This window comes from Paraburkholderia ultramafica (assembly GCF_902859915.1).
Classification (GTDB): domain Bacteria; phylum Pseudomonadota; class Gammaproteobacteria; order Burkholderiales; family Burkholderiaceae; genus Paraburkholderia; species Paraburkholderia ultramafica.
Genome location: NZ_CADIKK010000002.1, coordinates 286,048 through 307,758, shown reverse-complemented (window position 1 = coordinate 307,758; position 21,711 = coordinate 286,048). Strand labels below are relative to the sequence as shown.

Sequence of the window (21,711 nt, the reverse complement as noted above, 5' to 3'; positions counted from 1 at the left end):
CCCGTAGCGCGCCCCCTTGGGGGCACCTGAAGAAAGGAAGTCCCCCAAGGAGGCGCACCGCCTTTGTGCACATCACAACTGGAGCACCACGATGGACTATGTGAAACTCGGCCGCACCGGCCTCGATGTATCGCGTCTTTGTCTCGGCTGCATGAGCTACGGCGTGCCCTCGCGCGGCACGCATCCGTGGTCGCTCGACGACGAAGCCGCACGGCCCTTCATCAAGCAGGCGCTCGATCACGGCATCAATTTCTTCGACACGGCGAATGTCTACTCGGACGGCACCAGCGAAGAAATCGTCGGCCGCGCGCTCAAGGACTTTGCGAAGCGCGACGAGATCGTGCTCGCCACCAAGGTGAATAGCCGCATGCATCCCGGCCCGAATGGCGCGGGCCTGTCACGCAAGGCGATCATGGCGGAAATCGATCACAGCCTGCGGCGCCTCGGTACGGACTACGTCGACCTGTACCAGATCCATCGCTGGGACTACGGCACGCCGATCGAAGAAACCATGGAGGCGCTGCACGATGTCGTGAAGGCCGGCAAGGCCCGCTATATCGGCGCGTCGTCGATGTACGCGTGGCAGTTCGCGAAGGCGCTGCACGTCGCCGAGCGTCATGGCTGGACGCGTTTCGTGACGATGCAGAACTACGTGAATCTGCTGTACCGCGAGGAAGAGCGCGAGATGCTGCCGCTGTGCGAAAGCGAAGGCATCGGCGTGATTCCGTGGAGCCCGCTCGCGCGCGGACGTTTGACACGCGACTGGGACACCGAAAGCGCGCGCTCCGAGACGGATGAATTTGGCCGCACGCTCTATGCGCATACGGAGGATGCGGATCGGCGGATCGTCGAACGGGTCAGCCAGATCGCAAAGGAACGCGGTGTGCCGCGCGCGCAAGTCGCGCTAGCGTGGGTGTTGCAGAAGCAGCCGATTACCGCGCCGATTGTCGGCGCGACCAAGCTGCATCATCTGGATGATGCGGTTGCGGCGCTGTCGTTGAATCTGAGCGCGGAAGAAATTCGGCAGCTTGAGGAGCTGTACGTGCCGCATGCGGTGACCGGGTTTAAATAAGCAGTCCCCACGCAAACGCGACCACGAAGGCCGCGCGGAAACCGCAACAGAATCCGCCGGCCTCGATTCAAACAGGCGCACGCTCATTCAAGCACGCGGCACTTCCGGCTCAAAAAACACCCACCGCACCTGCGGAAACGTAGCCTGCAAATCAGCCTCGATCACATTGATCGCATCGACCATCGCGCGGCCGCTTGCGTAGTCGATCATTTCCGCCTGCACCGCCACCACCACGTGACGCCCCCATTGCAGCGTAATCATATTGATGATGCCGCGAATCTCGGAGCGTGCGCGCAGGTGTGCCTCGATCGCGCGGCGCACTTCCGGGCTCGCCGATTCGCCGACGATCATCGACTTCACTTCGCGCGCCACCAGCCACGCGATCACCATCAGCAGAAAGCCCACGCCAACGGAGCCCAACGCGTCATAGACGGGATTGCCGGTCACCATCGTGAGCAGCACGGCGACAAACGCGATCGCAAGACCCGCCAACGCGGCGATGTCCTCACCCGCGACGACCAGCAACTCGGACTCGCGCGTCTCGCGAAACCACCGCCACATGTTCTTGTCCGGATTCGTCTTGCGGATCTCCTTGAGCGCGCCCCACAGCGACAACGCTTCGAGCACCACCGACACCCCGAGCACGGCTAATGCGACATAAGCAAACTGCAACGGCTCGCGCGTGAACAGACGATGCACGCCCTCGTACACCGAAAACGCGCCGCCGACAAAGAACAGCAGCAACGCGACCAGCAGCGAATAGAAGTTGATTTCGCGTCCGCCGCCCAGCGGATGCAGGGGGCTCGCCGGCCTGCGGGCCTGACGCAGCCCGAATAGCAGCAACAGTTGATTGCCGCAGTCGGCGGTCGAGTGAATGGCTTCCGCGAACATCGAACCGGAGCCGGTAAACGACGCCGCCGCGAACTTGCAGATGGCGATGCCGAGGTTGGCGGCGAGCGCATAAATAATGGGTTTCGGCGATTCTTCTTTCATCGTCGGGCGGGCGTCCGTGAGTTTGCAGAGAGCTTTCGGTTGGCAAGCATTCGTATTATGGACACGCCGGGTGGCACGCGTCCAACCCCTGCGTTGTTTGCACCGCACTCCTGCTGATACTCGACGGCATCTCTCCCGCTCGCCGCGCGTCTCGCTAGACCCGCTCGAGCGCCGCCATCTCGCGCACGATCACCAGCAGCACTGACAGACTCGCCCCGCCCGTGGCGCGCAGATCGGCCAGCAGGCGCGTATAGCGTTCGAGTTGCGCGGCGCGTTTGTCACGCCATGCGTGCACCAGCGCGTCCGGCGTCGATGCGTCGTCGGCGTCGGCCAACGCACTCGTGGTCAGCGCGCGTTTGAGGCGCGCGAGTTCGGCCAGCGCCGTGGCGCGCGCCAGCATGTCCCAGTGCGTGGGCGCCGGCAACGCGGCCGCGCGTTCGCTGATCCAGCTGTAGTTCAGCAGCGTGCCGAGCGCGAAGTACACGCCCGCCACCAGTTCGAGACTGCGTGCGCAGGTCGACGCCACTTCGGCAATGTCGAGCAACGCCGCCGAGATCTCGCCGCTCGCGATCCGCACTGCCAGTTCGCTGTCCACGCCGGCATCGGCGAGCACGCGTTGCCGTTCCGACAGTGCTTCGAGGTCCGCGCTCGGCAACAGAACGGGCCACTGCGGCGCAAGGCGTTGCGCCGCGTCGCGGCAGCGCGCGAGCAGGCCGGCCATGTCGCCGTTGCCGACCGCGCCCGATTGCAAATGCCGCAGGAACCACAGCGCCGAGCGTTCGACGAGCCGCGCGACTTCGACGAACATGCGCGCCTGCACATCGTCGGCGACACGGTTGTCGAGCGCGTCGATGCTGCGCCATACGTCGTCGAGATCGAACACGTCGCGCGCCATGATGCACGCGCGCACAATGTCGCCAGGCTGCGCGTCGGTTTCTTCCATCAGCCGATGCACGAACTCGCAGCCGACCCGGTTCACCAACGCGTTGGTCAGATGCGTCGCGAGAATTTCGCGGCGCAACGGGTGGCGCTGCATCGGCACGCTGAAGCGCTGGCGCAGCGGCTTCGGGAAGTACTCGACCAGCATGTCGGCGACGAGCGGGTCTTCCGGCATTGACGATTCGAGCAGCGCGTCGTACAGCCACATCTTGCTATAGGCGAGCAGCACCGCACGCTCGGGCGTGGTCAGGCCTTGTTTCGCGGCGAGCCGTTCGGCCACTTCCTCGTCGGTCGGCAGGAACTCGATCACGCGATTCAGGCGCCCCGCACGTTCGAGGTAGCGCATCAGCCGCGCCTCGGCATCGAGCAGTTCAATGCCGTAGCGGCCCGCAATCGACAGCGCCTGGGTCTGATAGTAGTTGTCCCGCAACACGAGCAGGCCGACTTCGTCGGTCATTTCGGCGAGCAGCGCATTGCGCTGCTTTTCGGTCATCTCGCCATCGGCGACGACGAGGCCCAGCAGAATCTTGATGTTGACCTCGTGGTCCGAGCAGTCGACCCCCGCGGAGTTATCGATCGCATCGGTATTGATGCGGCCGCCGCGCTGCGCGAATTCGATGCGCCCGTGTTGCGTCAAGCCGAGATTGCCGCCTTCGGCCACGACCTTGCAACGCAGATCCGACCCGTTGACACGGATCGCGTCGTTCGCGCGGTCGCCCACCTGCAGATGCGTTTCGCGGCTCGCCTTCACATACGTGCCGATGCCGCCGTTATAAAGCAGATCGACCGGCGCCTGCAAAATCGCGCGCATTAGTTCAGCGGGCGCGAGCGCCGGCGCGCTGATGCCGAGCACCGACTGCACCGCCGGCGACAACGGAATCGTCTTGGCGCTGCGCGGAAACACGCCGCCGCCCGCCGAGATCAGCGACGGATCGTAGTCGGCCCAGCTCGACCGGTCCAGAGTGAAGAGCCGCGCACGTTCAGCAAGACTGACCGCCGGATCGGGATTCGGATCGAGGAAGACATGCCGGTGATCGAACGCGGCCACCAGTTTGATATGCGGCGACAACAGCATGCCGTTGCCGAACACGTCGCCCGACATATCGCCGACGCCAACCACCGTGAAGTCCATCGTCTGCGTATCCACGCTCATTTCGCGGAAGTGCCGCTTGACCGACTCCCATGCGCCGCGCGCGGTGATCGCCATTTTCTTGTGGTCGTAGCCGACCGAGCCGCCCGACGCAAACGCGTCGTCGAGCCAGAAGCCGTACTCCTGCGAGATTGCGTTCGCGTAGTCGGAGAACGTGGCCGTGCCTTTGTCGGCGGCGACCACCAGATAGGGATCGTCGGGATCGTGGCGCGCCACGTCGGGTGGCGGCACCACGGCCGTGCCGGCGAGGTTGTCGGTCAGATCGAGCAGGCCGCGCAGGAAGGTCTGATAGCACGCGACGCCTTCGCGCATCCACGCATCGCGCTCGCTCGGCGGCGGTGGATTCTTCACGACGAAGCCGCCCTTCGACCCGACCGGCACGATCACCACGTTCTTCACCATCTGCGCCTTCATCAGGCCGAGCACTTCCGTGCGGAAGTCCTCGCGCCGGTCCGACCAGCGCAACCCGCCGCGCGCGACGCGCCCGCCGCGCAGATGCACGCCTTCCACACGCGGCGAATACACCCAGATCTCGAACATCGGTTTCGGCTCGGGCAAGCCGGGCACTTGCGCGGGATCGAACTTAAAGGACAGATACGGCTTCGGCCGTCCGTCGGCGTCGAAGCGATAGTAGTTCGTGCGCCTGGTTGCCTTGATCACGCCGAGAAACTGCCGCAGGATGCGGTCCTCGTCGAGATTCGGCACCTGATCGAGCGCGCCGTCGATCGTATGCAGCCAGCCGTCGACCCGCGCCTCGCGCGCGTCGCCAAACACCGGATTGAAGCGTGCGATGAACAGCTCGACCAGCATCCGCGCAATCGCCGGGTTGCCGGTTACCGCGCGCTCGATATACGCGTCGCTGAACGTCGAGCCGACCTGCCGCAAGTACTTCGCGTACGCGCGCAAGATCGTCACCTCGCGCGCATTCAATTGCGCGCGCAACACCAGACGATTGAAGTCGTCGCTTTCGATCGCGCCGGTCCACACCTGCTCGAACGCCTCTTCGAAGAGATCCTTCGTGCGTTCGATGTCGAACTCCGCATCGTCCGCGAGTTCGAGGCCGAAGTCGTGAACCCACGCAGGGGTGGCGTCCAGCGCCTCGATCAGATAGGGCCGCTCTTCATCGACACGCACGCCCAGATGTTCGAGCATCGGCAAGCTGCGCGACAGCGCGATCGGCAAACCCGCGCGATAGACCTTGAAGCGGAACGCACGCGGGCCGGCTTCGATCGGCCGGTACAGGTTCATCGCGAGCCGCTCGCTGCCCTGCACGCGTTCGATCAGTTCGATATCGCGCACTGCCGTGCGGGCGGGATAGTCGTCACGGTAGCCGGCCGGAAACGAAGCCGCGTAGTGTTGCAGCAGACGGTTGCCCTGCTCTTCGCCGTACGCGTCGAGCAACGTGTCGGCGAGATCGTCCTGCCAGCGGCGCGAGACCTGGACGAGCCGCGCTTCCAGTTCGCGCGTATCGACATCGGGCATGCCGCCCGGCTTCGCATGCAGCACGAAGTGAATCCGCGCGAGCGTCGACTCCGAGAGCAGCGGCGTGAACTCGACGCTCTCACCGTTGAACGCGGCAGTCAGCAGGTTCGCGATGCGCTGGCGCAGATCGGTGTTGTACTTGTCGCGCGGCACGAACACGAGACACGACACGAAACGGTCGAAGCGATCGCGCCGCACGAACAGACGCGTGCGCTGATGCTCCTGCAAACGCAGCACACCGAGCGCGATATCGTAGAGCTGATCTTCGTCGGCCTGAAACAGTTCGTCGCGTGGATAGGTTTCGAGCACCGTCACCAGCGATTTCGCCAGATGACCTTTTGGCAGGAAACCGGCGCGCCGCACGATATTCGCGCATTTGCGCCGCACGATCGGAATTTCCGCGGCCGACACGAAATAGGCGGTGGACGTATAGAGGCCGAGGAAGCGCCGCTCGCCGGTCACCTTGCCGTCCGCGCCGGTCAGCTTGATGCCGACATAGTCCAGATAGCCCGGCCGGTGCACGGTCGCCCGCGAATTGGCCTTGGTCAGGAAGATCGGCGACGAGCTCGCGATGATCTCGGCAGCGGCTGGCGGCAACGCCGTGACTTCGGCGGCGCCGGCCGGCCGCTGCGCATCGCGCAGAATGCCGAGGCCGGAGCCGGGCACCGCGCGCAGGCCGTAGCCGCTATCGTGCTGCACCAGTTCGTAGTCGCGCTGGCCGAGAAAGGTGAAGTGATCGGCCACAATCCATTCGAGAAACGCGCGCGCTTCGAGACCGTCCGGCCCCGCCTCGCCCGCCTTCATGCCTTTGATCGTCCCGCGCGCGAGTTCGACGATCTTCGGCCAGTCCTCCACCGCCGCGCGCACGTCGCGCAGCACCTTGGCGATCCCGTCGCGCAGTGAGTCGAGCTTTGCGGCATCGCCGCAACGGTCGACCTCGAAGTGGATGCACGAGGTCAGATGCGAGCGTGTATCGGCGGCATCCTCGGCGCCCTGGCTGACCCGCGCGATGCCGCCGTCGGGCGCGCGCCAGATGCGAAACACCGGATGCACGACCGAATGCAGCGCGAGGCCCTGCCCGTTGACCGCCATGGAGACCGAGTCGACGAGGAACGGCATGTCGTCGTTGACGATCTCGATCACCGTGTGATCGGAGTGCCAGCCATGCTGTTCGAGGATCGGGTTGTAGACGCGCAGCCGTTCGGCGCCGGGCACGAAGCGCTGCGCGGTTTGCCAGTGCGCGAGCGCCGCGCCGTACAGGTCGGCGATCGAGCGGCTTTGCAGATCGTCGGCGTCGACGAAATCGTAGTAGTGCCGCAGAAAGGGCTCGACGACGTTGAAGGTCGGCTCAGGTAGCCGCCCCCGCGCAAATTCGACGACATCGTTCAGCAAGTGCGTGACGGCTTCTTCGTTCTTTGCCTGCATGATCAACTCCCGCGGCTGGTGGCTATGGCGAGTCTCGCTTGATTCGCATGCATCGTCTGAAGGGGGATTATGCGCCTGCTGCCCCGAATGCGATCGACGACCGCTGTTAGGTTATACCCGCTGACGGCCGCGATGCCGCAGTTGCACGGCCGGCTGTTTACAGCGCGGGCTTCGGCGCGGCCTGGGCCGGCGGCGGCTCAAGGGCTTGCGCCTGTTCGAGCCACGCGCGGACCTGTTCGGCGGTCCACGCCGGATCGTCGTGCGGCAGGTCGTGCCCGGCCCACGGATGTTCGTAGTGCACGGCTCCCCACGCCGCCGCGAGCTTTGCCGAGCACACCGGGTTGACCAGCCGGTCGGCGCGCGAAGAAAGAACCAGCAGCGGACAACGCGGTGCAGCAGCGGCTGCGGTAAAGCGCGCGGCGGCCACGAGTTGCCGTAGCGCGTTGCCGCGGCTCACCGGCGCGCTGCGGCGGATTTCGCACCACGCGTCGAGATCCGCGCCTTGGGTTTCAACCTGATTGCAGGTCAGCCGATGAATGCCGCGCTCGGCGCGCGGCGCGTCGCGCCAGCGCGCGGCGACCTCCAGCAAGCCCGGCCACGCCGACGGACGCAGCCGCTCATGCATGCGGCTGAACGGCCGCATGCTGGTATTGAGCAGCACGAGCCGTTCGATCTCGCCAGCATGCCGTTGCGCCCAGTCGGTCGCCACCATGCCGCCGAGCGACATCGCCAGCACCCGATACGGACCGGGCGCGCCGGATTGCAAAGCAGCATTCCGGATGAAGCCGACCATCTCCGCGACCGCGGCCGGCGCGCGCAGGTGCGCGAACTCGCCGTTGCCCGGCAGATCGATCAGCAGCAGGCGGGAACACCCGAGCACGTCGCGCAGCGCAGCGGGCAAGCGACCCCAGTGGCGCGTTTCGCGGGTGAGTCCGCGCAGCAGAATCCACGTGCTCATAGGGCTTCCGGTTTATACCAATGGTCGATTGCGCTTTGCAGCAGTTGCTGGCGACGGTTGCCTTGCGGCAGCCAGCGTTGCGACGAAAACGCCGCGCGCGCCAGAAAGTCGAGCAGGTTCGCATGACGCCGCAACACGCGCTCCGTGCGATGCGCCTTGACCGGGTTGAACATGCCCTGACGCGAAAACAGCTGGCGCGGGTTTTTCTTGATCCATAGCCACGAGCCGAGTTCGAGGGTCATCGGCAGGAAGATGTTGGGTGCCGGTGTGCGGTCGTACGCGAAGTCCCACAGATCGCCATGCACCAGATACTGGTGACTCTGCGGTTCGAACGTGTAGCCATGATGCGGATGCGCGCTTTCGAACATCGTCTTCAGCACGTACATCTCCGGCAAATGGTGCATCAGCTTGCGGGTTCGCGCGTAGGGAAACCAGATGCTGTCGTTCCAGCCATAGCCCGAGTGGCAATCGAGCGCGATGCTCAACGGCCGCGCGGCCAGTTGCGTTTCGACCACCTGCAGCAGCGCGGCGGCCTCCGGCTCCATCGGCTCACCCTCACGGCCGCGATACCACGGCAGCCATGCGCCCAGACGTTGACCGCCGGCGAGCAGCGGCACGCGTTCGTCGGCGTTCTGCGGCGCATTGCGCATCAGATCGACGCCGTTCGGATTGGCGCGCGTGGCCGCCCACATGCCGCCCGGATTGACGATCGGCATGAAGATCAGACGAATCGACTGCAACTGCCGCACCAGCAGTTCATCCCATTCGAGCCGCGAGAGCAGCGCGCGCATGTAGTCGAGCACGAGTTGCGAGCCGATTCGTTCGAGTCCATGAATGCCGCCGAAAAACCCGATTGCCGGCGCGAGCGGGTCGGTCGACCCGATGCTCGCGGTGTGAAGGGCAAACTGCCGGCCGCGCACCGTGGTCTCGCCGACCGTGCGGATTTCGAAGCTGGCGCTGCCGTCATCGAGGATCGACTTGAGATCTTCGTACTCCGCAAAACTGTCGGGAAGGAAGCTCAAAAAAGGCTGCATGAAGACGTCGCGAGGGACTGCCGGGTTATTGGGGACGGCACAGGGATGACGCAATATAGCCTGGCCGCGGACGATCATGCGCGAGCGGTAGTCCCCAGCGCGAAGCGTGTCATACGGGTGTCATTTTATGGTCTAAGGGAGTGACTTCAACCTGCCTTTCCGACGACTTAAAAAAGACACAAAAAGATATAGTCGTCTAGACGTTGCGATCCCTTCACTCAACCGTCACAGACGCTTTCTAGAATGTGCCCCACACATGCCGGCCGCGGCCGGAGGCATCAAGGGATACTTATGGAAACGATTCGGGAAGCAATTCGTATCGAACGGCTGAGCAAGACGTTCAGCAACGGCCGCAAAGCGCTGGACGAAATCGATCTGAGCATCGAGCCGGGCGAAATGGTGGCGCTGATCGGCGCATCGGGCTCGGGCAAGTCGACGTTGCTGCGGCACATCGCGGGCTTCACGGCTTCCGACGCACAGCCGTCGCAGATCTCGATTCTCGGCCGGCCGATCCAGCAGAACGGCCGCATCGTCAGGGAAGTGCGCAGCATTCGCCGCGACATCGGCGTCGTGTTCCAGCAATTCAATCTGGTGAGCCGGCTCTCCGTCGAGAGCAACGTGCTGATCGGCGCGCTTGCGCGTCTGCCCTGGTGGCGCCGTCTCACCGGCCGTTTTCCGGGCGCCGAACGGGCGTTGTCGATGGCCGCGCTCAACGAAGTCGGCATCGGCGAACATGCGCGCGAGCGCGCCGCCAATCTCTCCGGCGGTCAGCAGCAACGCGCGGCATTGGCGCGTGCGCTGGTGCAGCGCGCGCGTATCGTACTCGCCGACGAGCCGATCGCGTCGCTCGACCCCGAATCGTCGCGCCGCGTGATGGACATGCTGCGCGCGCTGAACGTCGAACATCAGCTCACGGTGCTGGTGTCGCTGCATCAGGTCGACGTCGCGATGCAGTATTGCCCGCGCACGATTGCGCTGCGTCGCGGCAAGGTGGTCTACGACGGCCCGTCCGCCGCGCTCACGCCGGCGCTGCTGAAGAAGCTCTACGGCGACGACGCGCGCGAGTTGCTCGACGACACAGCGCATCACGCGGAAAGCACTCCCATGGCCTGTCACACCGCTGCAAGCGCACCAGCTCACGGCGAGATCACACTCGCCTCTACGCGCTACCCGTTCGCCCTCAAGCCGACGCACTCGAACTGAGCGCGCCGCCCAACTCCATCCACTCAACCAGACCTAAAACGATGAAAATCCTGCGTTCATTGATCACGCTGACCGTCGGCGCGGCCGCGTTTGCCTGTGTCGCCACCGCACACGCCGAAGACATCAATCTCGGCATCATTTCGACCGATTCCTCGTCCGTGCTGAAACAGCGCTGGGAACCGCTGATCGAAGACATGAACAAGCAAACCGGCCTGAACGTCAAGGCGTTCTTCGCGACCGACTACGCCGGCATTATCGAAGGGATGCGCTTTAACAAGGTGCAGGTCGGCTATTTCGGCAATGCGTCGGCGATCGAGGCGGTGGATCGTTCGCAGGGCGAAGTGTTCGCGAAGGTCCAGTATGCGAACGGCGACGCCGGTTACTACTCGGTGCTGATCACCAACGTGAACAGCCGCTTCAAGACGCTCGACGACGTGTTCAAGAACACGAAGGACGTCACGCTCGGCTACGGCGATCCGAACTCCACGTCGGGCACGCTGATTCCCGGCTACTACCTGTTCTCGAAGCACAACACGCCGGTCAACACGTCGTTCAAGGCCGTGCTGCCGTCGAACCACGAAGCGAATCTGCTGGCCGTCGTGAACAACAAGATCGACATCGCGACCAACAACACCGAGATGCTCGACACGCTGAAAAAGCAGCATCCGGACAAGTTCGCGCAAGTGCGTGTGCTGTGGACCTCGCCGCTGATTCCGTCGGACCCGCTGGTGTGGCGCAAGGATCTGCCGCAAGCGACCAAGGACAAGCTGCGCAATTTCTTCCTGAACTACGCGAAGACCGATCCGCACGAAAAGGCGGTGATGGCGGCGATCACGGGCTTCAGCGGCTTCGCCGCATCGTCGGATGCGCAGCTGCTGCCGATTCGCCAGGTCGCGCTGTTCCAGCAGAAGCAGAAGATCGAGAACGACGCGCATCTTTCCGCTGACGACCGCAAGGCCCAGTTGGCCGCGCTCGACGCGAAGCTGAGCGCGCTCAGCAGCGCGCAAGCGAAGCAATGAACACGGCCGATCTGATCACGTCGCCGACGCGTGCGGGCGAAGCGCCCGCCGCGCAGGCGGCGTCTCATTCGGCGCAGGCGGCGGGCAAGCGCAGCTGGTGGTCGCTACTCGGCTGGATCGCGGTGCTGGCGGTGCTGGGCGGCGCATGGCGCGGCGCCGACATGCGTCCGCTGGATTTGCTGAGCGACACCGGCAACATGGGCCAGTTCGCCAAAGACTTCTTCCCGCCGGACTTCACCGAATGGCGCATCTATCTGCACGAGATGGTCGTGACGCTGTCAGTGGCGGTGTGGGGCTCGGCGCTGTCGCTGGTGTGCGCGGTGCCGTGCGGACTGATGTCGGCGCACAACATGGCGCCGATGTGGATCGTGCAGCCGATGCGCCGCCTGATGGACGCATGCCGCGCGATCAATGAAATGGTCTTCGCGATGCTGTTCATCGTCGCGGTCGGGCTCGGGCCGTTCGCCGGCGTGCTGGCGCTGTGGGTGCACACCACCGGCGTGCTCGCCAAGCTGTTCGCCGAAGCGGTCGAGGCCATCGATCCGCGGCCGGCCGAAGGCGTGCGCGCAACCGGCGCAACCCGTCTCGACGAAATCATCTATGCGGTGCTGCCGCAAGTGCTGCCATTGTGGATCTCGTACGCGTTGTATCGCTTCGAATCGAACGTGCGCTCGGCGATGGTGGTCGGCATGGTCGGCGCGGGCGGGATCGGCGTGGTGTTGTACGAAGCGATCCGCTCGTTCAACTATGCCCAGACGGCCGCGGTCATGATCATGGTGATCGTCGTCGTGACGGTGATCGACCTGGCGTCAGCGTGGTTGCGCGAGCGCGTGACCTGAGACTGAGGTGGTCGGCGTTGCCGGTTTGCGCAAGGGGCTTGGCGGAGCATGGTGCTGCTTCGCCAGGCTCTCGACGTCGCGGGCGCGTTCGACGTCGCGGGCGCGTTCAACCTCACGTCAATGCCCTCACGAACACCCAATCCGCGCTCACGCGAATTGCGGAAGCGTCGCGTCGATCGCGTCGGCGAGCGTATTGAAGGCCGGCGCGATCTGCTCGTCCGGCACGCACGCGTAGCCGATCAGCAAGCCCGACGGCGCCAGCGCCGGCTGCGCGTAATACCCCGACAACGGCCGCACGACGATATTGCGCTCCAGCGCGGCGGCGGCCACCAGACGGTCGTCGCTACCCTCGGGCAGCTGCATCACCAAATGCAGACCGGCTTCGCCGCCCACCGCCGGCAGCGCGTCGCCGTAACGTTGCAACGCGGCGTCGAGCAACGTCTGCCGACGCTGCCCATACAGCGTGCGCATCTTGCGGATATGCGACGTGAAGTGCCCCTCGGCGATGAACTCCGCAAGCATCGCCTGTTGCAGCAACTGTCCCTCGCGATACAACTCGGCGCTCGCGGTGGCAAAGCTCTCCGCCAGCGCTTCCGGCACGACCAGATAGCCGATGCGCAGACCCGGAAACAGCGTCTTGCCGAAGCTGCCCACATAAATCACCTGGCCCGACGTATCCAGACCTTGCAGCGACGCCAGCGGCCGGCTCCCATAGCGGAATTCGCTGTCGTAGTCGTCCTCGATGATCCAGCACTGGTTCTGCCGCGCGTACTCGAGCAGCATGCGGCGCCGCGCGAGGCTCATCACCATGCCGAGCGGATACTGATGCGACGGCGTGACGAGCATCAGCTTCGGCGGCTGCGCGAGATCGTCGGGCGAGGGATCGATGCCTTCGTCGTCGACGGCGATCGGCCGCGATTGCAGACCGGACACATGCAGCACGCTGCGCACGCCCCAATAGCAGGGGTCTTCGGTCCAGATCACATCGCCCGGATCGGACAGCAGACGCACGGCGAGGTCGACCGACTGATGAATCCCGGTCGTGACGATGATCTGCTCGGGCGTGCAGCGCACCGAGCGCGAGGTGCGCAGGTAATCGGCCAGCGCGTGGCGCAGCGCGGCCAGCCCGCCGCCCGGCGCATACGTGAGCAGATCAGGGCGCAGCCGCCGCCAATACTTGTTATGCAGACGGCTCCACACGCGCGCCGGAAACTTCGTGACGTCGGGCACGCCGGGCATGAACGCGCCCCACTGACGCTTCGACACGCCCGCGCCCGCGATCAGCCGCGCGCCGCGCGTGGACAGCGCGCGCCTCGCCTGCGGCAGCACCGGCGATGACGATGACGCCGGCGTCTGCGCCGAACCCGCGTTCGGCGCGTTCAGCGCATCCACCGTGTCGGCCTCGGGCGCGCCGACGATCTCATCTGGCGCACTGTCGGCGACGAACGTGCCGCGCCCGGTCGCCGAACTCACATAGCCTTCGAGCACCAACTGCTCATACACCTGCGTGACGGTATTGCGCCCGATGCCCAACTCCTGCGCCAGCAAGCGCGACGACGGCACCTTGCTGCCCGCCGGCAATTCGCGCGACAGGATCGCCTGCTGCAACAGCCGATGCAGTTGGCGATAGATCGGCTGGCCGTTGCCCCGGTCCAGACGCTGCGCCAGCCAGTCGGACAAAACGCTCGCACGCATAATTGGCTCCTACATTTTTATTGAAATGGCTCTGAAGCTAAGAGCCAAATCTCATTATAGTCGGTGCATGTGCCGCGCTGTGGGCGTGGCGTTCGCGAAAAACCGGGAGCGAAGGAGATGACCATGACGAATGCCGAACTGAAGAGCCGCAAAGACGCCGCCACGCCACGCGGCGTCGGGGTGATGTGCGATTTCTACGCCGAGCGCGCGGAAAACGCGGAGCTGTGGGACATCGAGGGCCGCCGTTTCATCGACTTCGCGGCGGGCATCGCGGTCTGCAACACGGGGCACCGTCATCCGAAGATCGTGGCCGCGATTCGCGACCAGCTCGATCATTTCACCCACACCGCGTATCAGATCGTGCCGTACGCGTCGTACGTCGAGCTGGCCGAGAAGATCAACCAGCGCGCGCCCGGCGACTACCCGAAGAAGACCGCCTTCTTCACGACCGGCGCCGAAGCCGTCGAAAACGCGATCAAGATCGCCCGCGCCGCGACCGGCCGTCCGGGCGTGATCGCGTTCACCGGCGCGTTCCACGGCCGCACCCTCATGGGCATGGCGCTGACCGGCAAGGTCGCGCCGTACAAGACCGGCTTCGGCCCGTTCCCGTCCGACGTGTTCCATGCGCCGTTCCCGAATCCGCTGCACGGCGTGACGACCGCCGACTCGCTGAAGGCCATTGAATTCCTGTTCAAGGCCGACATCGATCCGAAGCGCGTGGCCGCGATTATCTTCGAACCGGTTCAGGGCGAAGGCGGGTTCTATCCGGCGCCGGCCGAGTTTGTGCGCGCGTTGCGCAAGCTGTGCAACGAACACGGCATCCTGCTGATCGCCGACGAAGTGCAAACGGGCTTCGGCCGCACCGGCAAGCTGTTCGCCATGCACCACTACGACGTGGTGCCCGATCTGATGACGATGGCCAAGAGCCTCGCGGGCGGCATGCCGCTGTCGGGCGTGGTCGGCCGCGCCGACGTGATGGACGCCGCGGCGCCTGGCGGCCTCGGCGGCACCTACGCCGGCAACCCGCTGGCGCTGGCGGCCGCGCACGCGGTGCTCGACATCATCGACGAAGAACGGCTCTGCGAGCGCGCGACGCTGCTCGGCGAGCGCATCAAGGCAAAGCTGGTCGCGCTGCAAGGCGACGTGCCGCAGATCGCGGACGTGCGTGGCCCGGGCGGCATGGTGGCCGTCGAATTCTGCAAGCCGGGCGGCACCGAGCCGGACGCGGAGTTCACCAGGCGCGTGCAGGCGCGCGCACTCGAACGCGGGTTGCTGCTGCTGGTGTGCGGCGTCTACTCGAACGTGGTGCGCTTCCTGTTCCCGCTGACAATTCAGGACACCGTGTTCGACGAAGCGATGGCGATTCTCGAAGACGTGTTGAAGGAAAGCGTCGCGGTAGTGGTTTAAAGCTTTTATTCACGCGCCGCAACTGCATGCTTGAACGTTCGACCGTTTGAACATGTGCGGCGCGCGTAAAAACGCATCACCGGATTCGACCCGACGACCTCACAGCCAAAGACCGATGACCACGTTGACCTTGAAAGACCCGACTCTTCTCCAAACGCGCGCGTACCTCGCGGGCGAATGGCAAGGCGCCGACAACGGCGCGACGTTCGAAGTCAGGAACCCGGCTACCGGCGAAACCATCGCGACGGTGCCGCTGATGGGCACGGCGGAAACCCGCCGCGCGATCGACACCGCCAACGCCGCGTGGCCCGCATGGCGAGCGACCACCGCCAAACAGCGCGCGACGATCCTGCGCAAATGGCATGACCTGATGCTGGAAAACGCCGACGATCTGGCGCGCATCCTGACCACCGAACAAGGCAAGCCGCTCGCCGAAGCCAAGGGCGAGATCCAGTACGCCGCGTCGTTCCTCGAATGGTTCGCCGAAGAAGGCAAGCGCGTGAACGGCGACACCATTCCGACGCCGGCCAGCGACAAACGCATTGTCGTGACCAAGGAACCGGTCGGCGTCTGCGCGGCCATCACGCCGTGGAACTTTCCCGCCGCGATGATCACCCGCAAGGTCGGACCGGCGCTGGCGGCGGGCTGTCCGATCATCGTCAAACCGGCCGAGGCCACGCCGCTTTCCGCGCTTGCGCTCGCCGTGCTGGCCGAGCGCGCCGGCGTGCCGCGCGGCGTATTCAACGTCGTGACCGGCGAGCCGAAAGCGATCGGCGCGGAACTGACCGGCAATCCGGTGGTGCGCAAACTGTCGTTCACCGGCTCGACGCCGGTCGGCCGTCTGCTGATGGCGCAGTGCGCGCCGACAGTCAAGAAGGTGTCGCTCGAACTGGGCGGCAACGCGCCGTTCATCGTATTCGACGACGCGGACCTGGACGCCGCGGTGGCCGGCGCGATCGCATCGAAGTATCGCAACAGCGGCCAGACCTGCGTCTGCACGAACCGTTTCTATGTGCACGACAAGGTCTACGACGCGTTCGCCGAAAAACTGCGCGTCGCCGTCGAGCAACTGAAGGTCGGGCGCGGCACCGAGGACGGCGTCACGCAAGGTCCGCTGATCAACGAAGCCGCGGTGCTCAAGGTCGAGTCGCATATCGAAGACGCGCTCGCGAAAGGCGCGCGCATCGTCACCGGCGGCCGGCGTCATGCGCTCGGTCACGGCTTCTTCGAACCGACCGTGCTCGCCGATGTCACGCCAGCCATGAAGGTCGCGCGCGACGAAACCTTCGGGCCGCTCGCGCCGCTGTTCCGCTTCTCGTCGGACGAAGAAGTGATCCGCCTCGCCAACGACACCGAGTTCGGCCTCGCGTCGTATTTCTACAGCCGCGATATCGGCCGCGTGTGGCGGGTTGCCGAAGCGCTCGAATACGGCATGGTCGGCATCAACACCGGGCTGATCTCGAACGAAGTCGCGCCGTTCGGCGGCGTCAAGCAATCGGGCCTGGGCCGCGAAGGCTCGCATTACGGCATCGACGATTACGTGGTGATCAAATACCTGTGCGTCGGCGGGATCTAGCAGCCTCGCGTAGTTATTTCGAAGCCGGTCAAAGCCGGATGCCGGCGGCGCTCGATTGATCCGCCGTCGGCAGCTCGAAGCAGAATGTCGTACCCGGTCCCACCCGATCGAGCAAACGAATCTGGCTGTGATGCAGTTGCAGCATGCGCTGCACGATCAGCAAGCCGAGTCCGCCGCCGCGATGCGCGCCGCTCGCGCTGAACGGACGCTCGAACAGACCCTCGCGTTGCGCGGCCGGAATGCCGGGGCCGGTGTCGCTCACCTTCACCTCGACCTTGCCGTCCTTGCAGGCAAGATCGACGTCGATCGCCCCTTCGGCGGGCGTGTGGCGAATCGCGTTGTCGAGCAGGTTCGTCAGCACGCGCTCGATCATCCCAAGATCGGCGCACACGTTCGGCAGACGCCGCGGAATGCCCGCCCGCAAGCGAATGTGCCGCGCCTCAGCCGGCAACTCGAATTTCTGAAACACGTCCTGCACCAGATCGACCAGCGAGAATTGCTCCAGCACCGGCTGCACGTTGCCGTGTTCGAGCCGGGCCAGTTCGAAGAGCGCCTGCGCGAGCCGCCCTACTTTGACGCTTTGCGCCAGCGCGATCGCCAGATAGCGGGAGCGCTCCGTTTCGCCAAGGGTGTCGGCCTTCACCGACAGCGTCTCCAGATAGCCGTGCAGCGACGTCAACGGCGTGCGCAAATCGTGCGAAATATTGGCGATCAGCTCGCGCCGCTGCTGGTCCTGTCGCGTCAACGCGCGCCACTGATCGCCGATACGGTTCGCCATCTGCGCGAACGTCGCTTCGAGGACGGCGATTTCGTCGCGCTGTCCGGCCGGCGCCGAGCGCGGCACGCTCGGCTGCGTATCCGGCTCGCCGTCCGCGTCGAAGCGGCGCATCGCGTCGGTGAGACGGCGCAGCGGCCGCGTGATCAGGCCGAACGCCATCAGGCCGGCGAGCAATCCCAGCAGCGCGACCAGCGCCATCGACCACAACGTGGTGCGCAGCACCGAGCTGGCGGCGACGCGCGCGGCGAGCGCGTCGTGCTCTTCGCCGAGCAGGACCACGTAGATATAACCAGACGGCGGCTGGCCGTTCAGTTGCAGCGGCGCGGCGCTGAACACCTTTCTGCCGTCTACGCTGCGCGGGTCGTCGCCGAGAATCGGCAGCGCGTCGCCCGCGATAAAGCGCCGGATCGGCGCGAGATCCACCTGTTCGCGCTTGACGTGGCCCGCCGGAGCGTCGTCGCCCTTAATGCGCCCCTGATTGTCGAGCAGATAGACCTCGACGCTCGGGTTCACCATCATCAACTGGCCAAACAGCTGGCGCACCGCGTCGGGCCGCAAGCCGTTCGCATCCATCAGCGTGGTGCGGTGCGCGATATGGTCGGCGAGGTTCTTCGACAGGCTCTGCACGACTTCCTTCTCATGCAGATCGCTCGAACGGATCTGCAGCCATGCCGACGCGCCGCAACAGGCGAGCAGCAGCACGGAGAAGACGAGCGAGAGCCGCTGGGTCAGCGTCAGATTCACGGCGCGTCCTTGTGAGTGCCGGCCGGCGTCGGCGCGTCGCCGGCCACGGCCAGCTTGTAGCCGCGTCCCCAGACGGTGAGGATGCGCTCGGGCTGGGCCGGATCGGCCTCGATTTTTGCGCGCAGCCGGTTGATATGGGTGTTGACGGTGTGCTCGTAGCCCTCGTGCTGATAGCCCCACACGGCGTTGAGCAGGTCCATCCGCGAGAACACCTTGCCGGGGTGTTGCGCGAAGAAATACAGCAGGTCGAATTCACGCGGCGTCAGTTCGATCGGCGCACCGTCGACGGCGGCCTCGCGCGTCAGCGGATCGATCGTCAGCCCGGCGATCTGCAGGCTGCCCGCGTCGATGCGCGAGTCCTTCGCCAGCGCTTCGACGCGCCGCAGCAGCGCCTTCACGCGCGCCACCAGTTCGAGCACGGAGAACGGCTTGGCCAGGTAGTCGTCGGCGCCCAGTTCGAGGCCGAGAATCCGGTGCACTTCGCTCGAACGCGCGCTGGTGATGATGATCGGCGTATAACGCGTCATCGCCCGCGCGCGCCGGCAGATTTCCAGACCGTCGACGCCGGGCAGCATCAGGTCGAGAATCAGCGCGTCCCAGCCGCCCTGCTCCAGCAGACGCAGCCCTTCGTTGCCGTCGGCGCTGTGCACGACTTCATAACGTTCATCACGCAGATGAAGGCTCAGTACGTTGGCGATGTCGACGTCGTCTTCGACGATCAGGATGCGCTTCGGATGGTCCATGGAGGGCTTTGGGTGCGTGGCGGAACGTGGTTCGGCGCGTTGGCTCAAGAACCCTTCAACCGACGCGGGCCGTGGCGTCATTGTGCAAAATTTTCGGGCGGCGAGTTATCACATTTAATTTAACTTTTCGTGAGGACTTCGACACCGGGCACGCCCTACGATGAGGCCACTTTTAGCAACCGCGCACAACCTCGCAGCAAGGAGCTCATCATGCAATGCAGAAGGCGCTTCCTTTTTTCAGGCGCGGCGGCGCTCGCCGCGCTGGCCGCCGCAAGCCGCTGGCGGCCGCTCGCCGCCGCGCCGGTGGAGGCCGGCAAGCCTAACGACAACTTCGAAGTCACCCGCACGGACGCGCAATGGCGCGAGTCGCTGACGCCGGCCCAGTATGCCGTACTTCGTCATGAAGGCACGGAGCGGCCGTACAGCAGTCCGCTGAACGACGAGCATCGCGCCGGCGTGTTCGGCTGCGCGGGCTGCCGGCTCGACCTGTTCGCGTCGCGCACGAAGTTCGACAGCCACACTGGCTGGCCGAGTTTCTGGGCGCCGCTCGATCATGCCGTGGCAACCCGCGAAGACCGCTCGTTCGGCGTGTCGCGCACGGAGGTGCATTGCCGGCGCTGCGGCGGCCATCTCGGCCACGTGTTCGACGACGGCCCGCAACCGACCGGCCTGCGTTACTGCATGAACGGCGTCGCAATGATCTTTACGCCGGCTGCCGCCTGAGCCGGCGCGCTCCCGCTGAACGACCCACATCCACGCCTGGAACCGCCATGCTACTCATCGTTCTCGCCTATCTCGGCGGCGCCCTCACGATCCTCAGCCCGTGCATTCTGCCGGTGCTGCCCTTCGTGTTCGCGCGCGCCGATCAGCCGTTCGTCCGCAGCGGCCTGCCCTTGCTCGCCGGCATGGCGCTCACGTTCGCGCTCGTCGCGACGCTCGCCGCCGTCGGCGGCGGCTGGGTCACGCAGGCCAATCAGTATGGCCGCTGGCTCGCCATCGCGTTGCTCGCCGTGTTCGGCCTGACGCTGCTGCTGCCGCGTTTCGCCGATCATCTGATGCGCCCGTTCGTCAGCGCCGGCAATCGTCTGTCGAACTTCGCGCAGGCCGACGGCCAGCAGGTTCGCGCGGGTTCGTCGTTTCTCCTCGGCATCGCGACCGGCTTGCTGTGGGCGCCGTGCGCTGGTCCGATTCTCGGGCTGGTGCTGACCGGCGCCGCGCTGCGCGGCGCGAGCGTCGGCACGACGCTGTTGCTGGCGGCCTATGCGGCCGGCGCTGCGACCTCACTCGCGGTGGCACTGTTGATCGGCGGCCGCGTGTTCACGGCGATGAAGCGTTCGCTGGGCGCGGGCGAATGGATCCGCCGCGGGATCGGCGCGGCGATGCTGCTTGGCGTCGTGGCGATCTCGCTCGGTCTCGACACCGGCGTGCTGGCGCGGGTGTCGACGGTCGCCACCGGCGGTCTCGAACAGAAACTGGTCGACCGGCTCTCGCCCAACGCGAAGCCAGCGAAGCAGGCTGCGGCGGACAACGACGGCGCGATGATGAGCGGCAACGCGCCGGCCATCCCCGCTGCCGACGCCAATGCAAACGCGAGTGCCACCACCGCCGACGCATCCGGTTCGATGATGCGCGCGACGCACGCCACTTCCGGCGACGCTGCGCCGTTGCCCGTCGAAGGCGTGCTGCCGTCGCTGAACGGCGCCGTCCAGTGGCTGAATTCGCCGCCGCTGACTACTCAGGACTTGCGCGGCAAGGTCGTGCTGGTCGATTTCTGGACTTACTCGTGCATCAACTGCCTGCGGTCGCTGCCGTATGTCAAAGCATGGGCGCAGAAGTACAAGGACCAGGGGCTCGTCGTGATCGGCGTGCACGCGCCGGAGTTCGCGTTCGAGCGCAATATCGACAACGTGAAGAAGGCGACCCACGACCTCGGTGTCGACTATCCGGTGGCGATCGACAACAACTACGCGATCTGGCGCGCGCTGGGCAACCAGTACTGGCCGGCACATTATTTCGTCGACGCACAAGGTCAGATCCGCTACCACCATTTCGGTGAAGGCGACTACGCGGAGTCGGAAAAGGTGATCCAGCAACTGCTCGCCGAGGCGGGTCATGCGAATGCGACGAAGGTCGCGCTCGGCATCGCCGGCACCAGCGCGCAAGGCGTGCAGGCCGCCGCCGACAACGCCGATCTGCAGTCGCAGGAAACCTACGTCGGCTATCAACGCGCGGAGAACTTCGCGTCGCCCGGTGGCGCGGCGCAGGACAAGGTGCATACCTATACGGCGCCGTCACAGCCCGCCGTCAACGATTGGGGGCTGGCCGGCGCATGGAAGGTCGGCGCCGAGCAGGCGAGTCTCGCGGCGGCGAACGGGCGCATCGTCTATCGCTTTCATGCGCGCGATCTGCACCTGGTGCTCGGCCCGGGCCAGGACGGCAAGCCGGTGCGCTTTCGCGTGAGCGTGGATGGCGCGGCGCCCGGCGCGGCCCATGGCGCCGATAGCGCCGCCGACGGCAGCGGCACGGTGACTGAACAACGCCTTTACCAGCTCGTGCGGCAACCGGGCGACGTCGCGGACCACACGTTCTCGATCGAGTTTCTGGATCCGGGCGTGCAGGCCTACGCATTTACGTTCGGCTGATCCAAACCGCAC

At 65.4% G+C, this 21,711-nt stretch carries 15 protein-coding genes; 8 read left to right on the top strand and 7 right to left on the bottom strand.

Features of this window, described 5'->3' with window-relative positions; translation table 11 throughout:
• Positions 1-91: 91 nt before the first annotated feature.
• Positions 92-1,072 carry an aldo/keto reductase gene (locus HV744_RS03465; RefSeq protein WP_175148141.1) on the top strand — a complete coding sequence of 327 codons (981 nt, stop codon included), beginning with the start codon at positions 92-94 and terminating at the stop codon, positions 1,070-1,072.
• Positions 1,073-1,159: 87 nt separating this feature from the next.
• On the opposite strand, the gene HV744_RS03460 is transcribed toward HV744_RS03465, so the two are convergent.
• From HV744_RS03460 to HV744_RS03445, 4 genes are all read right to left on the bottom strand, one after another.
• Positions 1,160-2,065: a cation diffusion facilitator family transporter gene (locus HV744_RS03460; protein ID WP_175148140.1), complete on the bottom strand. Its 906-nt coding sequence runs from the start codon at positions 2,063-2,065 to the stop codon at positions 1,160-1,162.
• 154 nt (positions 2,066-2,219) lie between these two features.
• Positions 2,220-7,061 carry an NAD-glutamate dehydrogenase gene (locus HV744_RS03455; protein ID WP_175148139.1) on the bottom strand — a complete coding sequence of 1,614 codons (4,842 nt, stop codon included), beginning with the start codon at positions 7,059-7,061 and terminating at the stop codon, positions 2,220-2,222.
• Positions 7,062-7,218: 157 nt separating this feature from the next.
• Positions 7,219-8,019, bottom strand: coding sequence for an alpha/beta fold hydrolase (locus HV744_RS03450; RefSeq protein WP_175148138.1), 801 nt, complete (start codon positions 8,017-8,019; stop codon positions 7,219-7,221).
• The gene (locus HV744_RS03445; RefSeq protein WP_175148137.1) at positions 8,016-9,053 is read right to left on the bottom strand and encodes a M14 family zinc carboxypeptidase; all 1,038 of its coding nucleotides are present in this window, start codon (positions 9,051-9,053) and stop codon (positions 8,016-8,018) included. Before HV744_RS03445 ends, HV744_RS03450 begins: the two co-directional genes overlap by 4 nt.
• Before the next feature lie 291 nt (positions 9,054-9,344).
• Between HV744_RS03445 and phnC the strand changes: the two genes are divergently transcribed.
• Genes phnC through phnE form a run of 3 tightly spaced genes read left to right on the top strand, consistent with a single transcriptional unit; the run spans position 9,345 to position 12,114 of the window.
• Positions 9,345-10,256: a phosphonate ABC transporter ATP-binding protein gene (phnC, locus tag HV744_RS03440; RefSeq protein WP_175148136.1), complete on the top strand. Its 912-nt coding sequence runs from the start codon at positions 9,345-9,347 to the stop codon at positions 10,254-10,256.
• A gap of 41 nt (positions 10,257-10,297) precedes the next feature.
• Complete coding sequence (phnD, locus tag HV744_RS03435; protein WP_175148135.1) at positions 10,298-11,275, top strand: phosphonate ABC transporter substrate-binding protein; 978 nt, start codon at positions 10,298-10,300, stop codon at positions 11,273-11,275.
• Positions 11,272-12,114, top strand: a complete 843-nt coding sequence (phnE, locus tag HV744_RS03430) for a phosphonate ABC transporter, permease protein PhnE (RefSeq protein ID WP_175148134.1) — start codon at positions 11,272-11,274, stop codon at positions 12,112-12,114. The genes phnD and phnE overlap by 4 nt, the downstream gene beginning before the upstream one ends.
• A 147-nt stretch (positions 12,115-12,261) precedes the next feature.
• Here phnE and pdxR read toward each other — a convergent pair whose 3' ends face one another.
• Positions 12,262-13,809 carry a MocR-like pyridoxine biosynthesis transcription factor PdxR gene (pdxR, locus tag HV744_RS03425; protein WP_175148133.1) on the bottom strand — a complete coding sequence of 516 codons (1,548 nt, stop codon included), beginning with the start codon at positions 13,807-13,809 and terminating at the stop codon, positions 12,262-12,264.
• Positions 13,810-13,932: 123 nt separating this feature from the next.
• On the opposite strand from pdxR, the gene HV744_RS03420 reads away from it, so the two are divergent.
• Complete coding sequence (locus HV744_RS03420) at positions 13,933-15,216, top strand: 4-aminobutyrate--2-oxoglutarate transaminase (protein ID WP_175148132.1); 1,284 nt, start codon at positions 13,933-13,935, stop codon at positions 15,214-15,216.
• A gap of 115 nt (positions 15,217-15,331) precedes the next feature.
• Positions 15,332-16,792, top strand: a complete 1,461-nt coding sequence (gene gabD / locus HV744_RS03415) for an NADP-dependent succinate-semialdehyde dehydrogenase (protein ID WP_175148131.1) — start codon at positions 15,332-15,334, stop codon at positions 16,790-16,792.
• A gap of 28 nt (positions 16,793-16,820) precedes the next feature.
• On the opposite strand, the gene HV744_RS03410 is transcribed toward gabD, so the two are convergent.
• Entirely contained in the window at positions 16,821-18,314 is a 1,494-nt protein-coding gene (locus tag HV744_RS03410; RefSeq protein ID WP_175148130.1) for a HAMP domain-containing sensor histidine kinase, read from the bottom strand.
• Positions 18,311-19,057 (bottom strand): response regulator transcription factor, encoded by a 747-nt coding sequence (locus tag HV744_RS03405; RefSeq protein ID WP_175148129.1) that lies wholly within the window; start codon positions 19,055-19,057, stop codon positions 18,311-18,313. The genes HV744_RS03410 and HV744_RS03405 overlap by 4 nt, the downstream gene beginning before the upstream one ends.
• 210 nt (positions 19,058-19,267) lie before the next feature.
• Here HV744_RS03405 and msrB point away from each other — a divergent pair, with 210 nt between their 5' ends.
• Positions 19,268-19,780 (top strand): peptide-methionine (R)-S-oxide reductase MsrB, encoded by a 513-nt coding sequence (gene msrB / locus HV744_RS03400; RefSeq protein ID WP_175148128.1) that lies wholly within the window; start codon positions 19,268-19,270, stop codon positions 19,778-19,780.
• A gap of 47 nt (positions 19,781-19,827) precedes the next feature.
• Positions 19,828-21,699, top strand: a complete 1,872-nt coding sequence (locus tag HV744_RS03395; RefSeq protein ID WP_175148127.1) for a cytochrome c biogenesis protein DipZ — start codon at positions 19,828-19,830, stop codon at positions 21,697-21,699.
• The last annotated feature ends 12 nt before the right edge of the window (positions 21,700-21,711 follow it).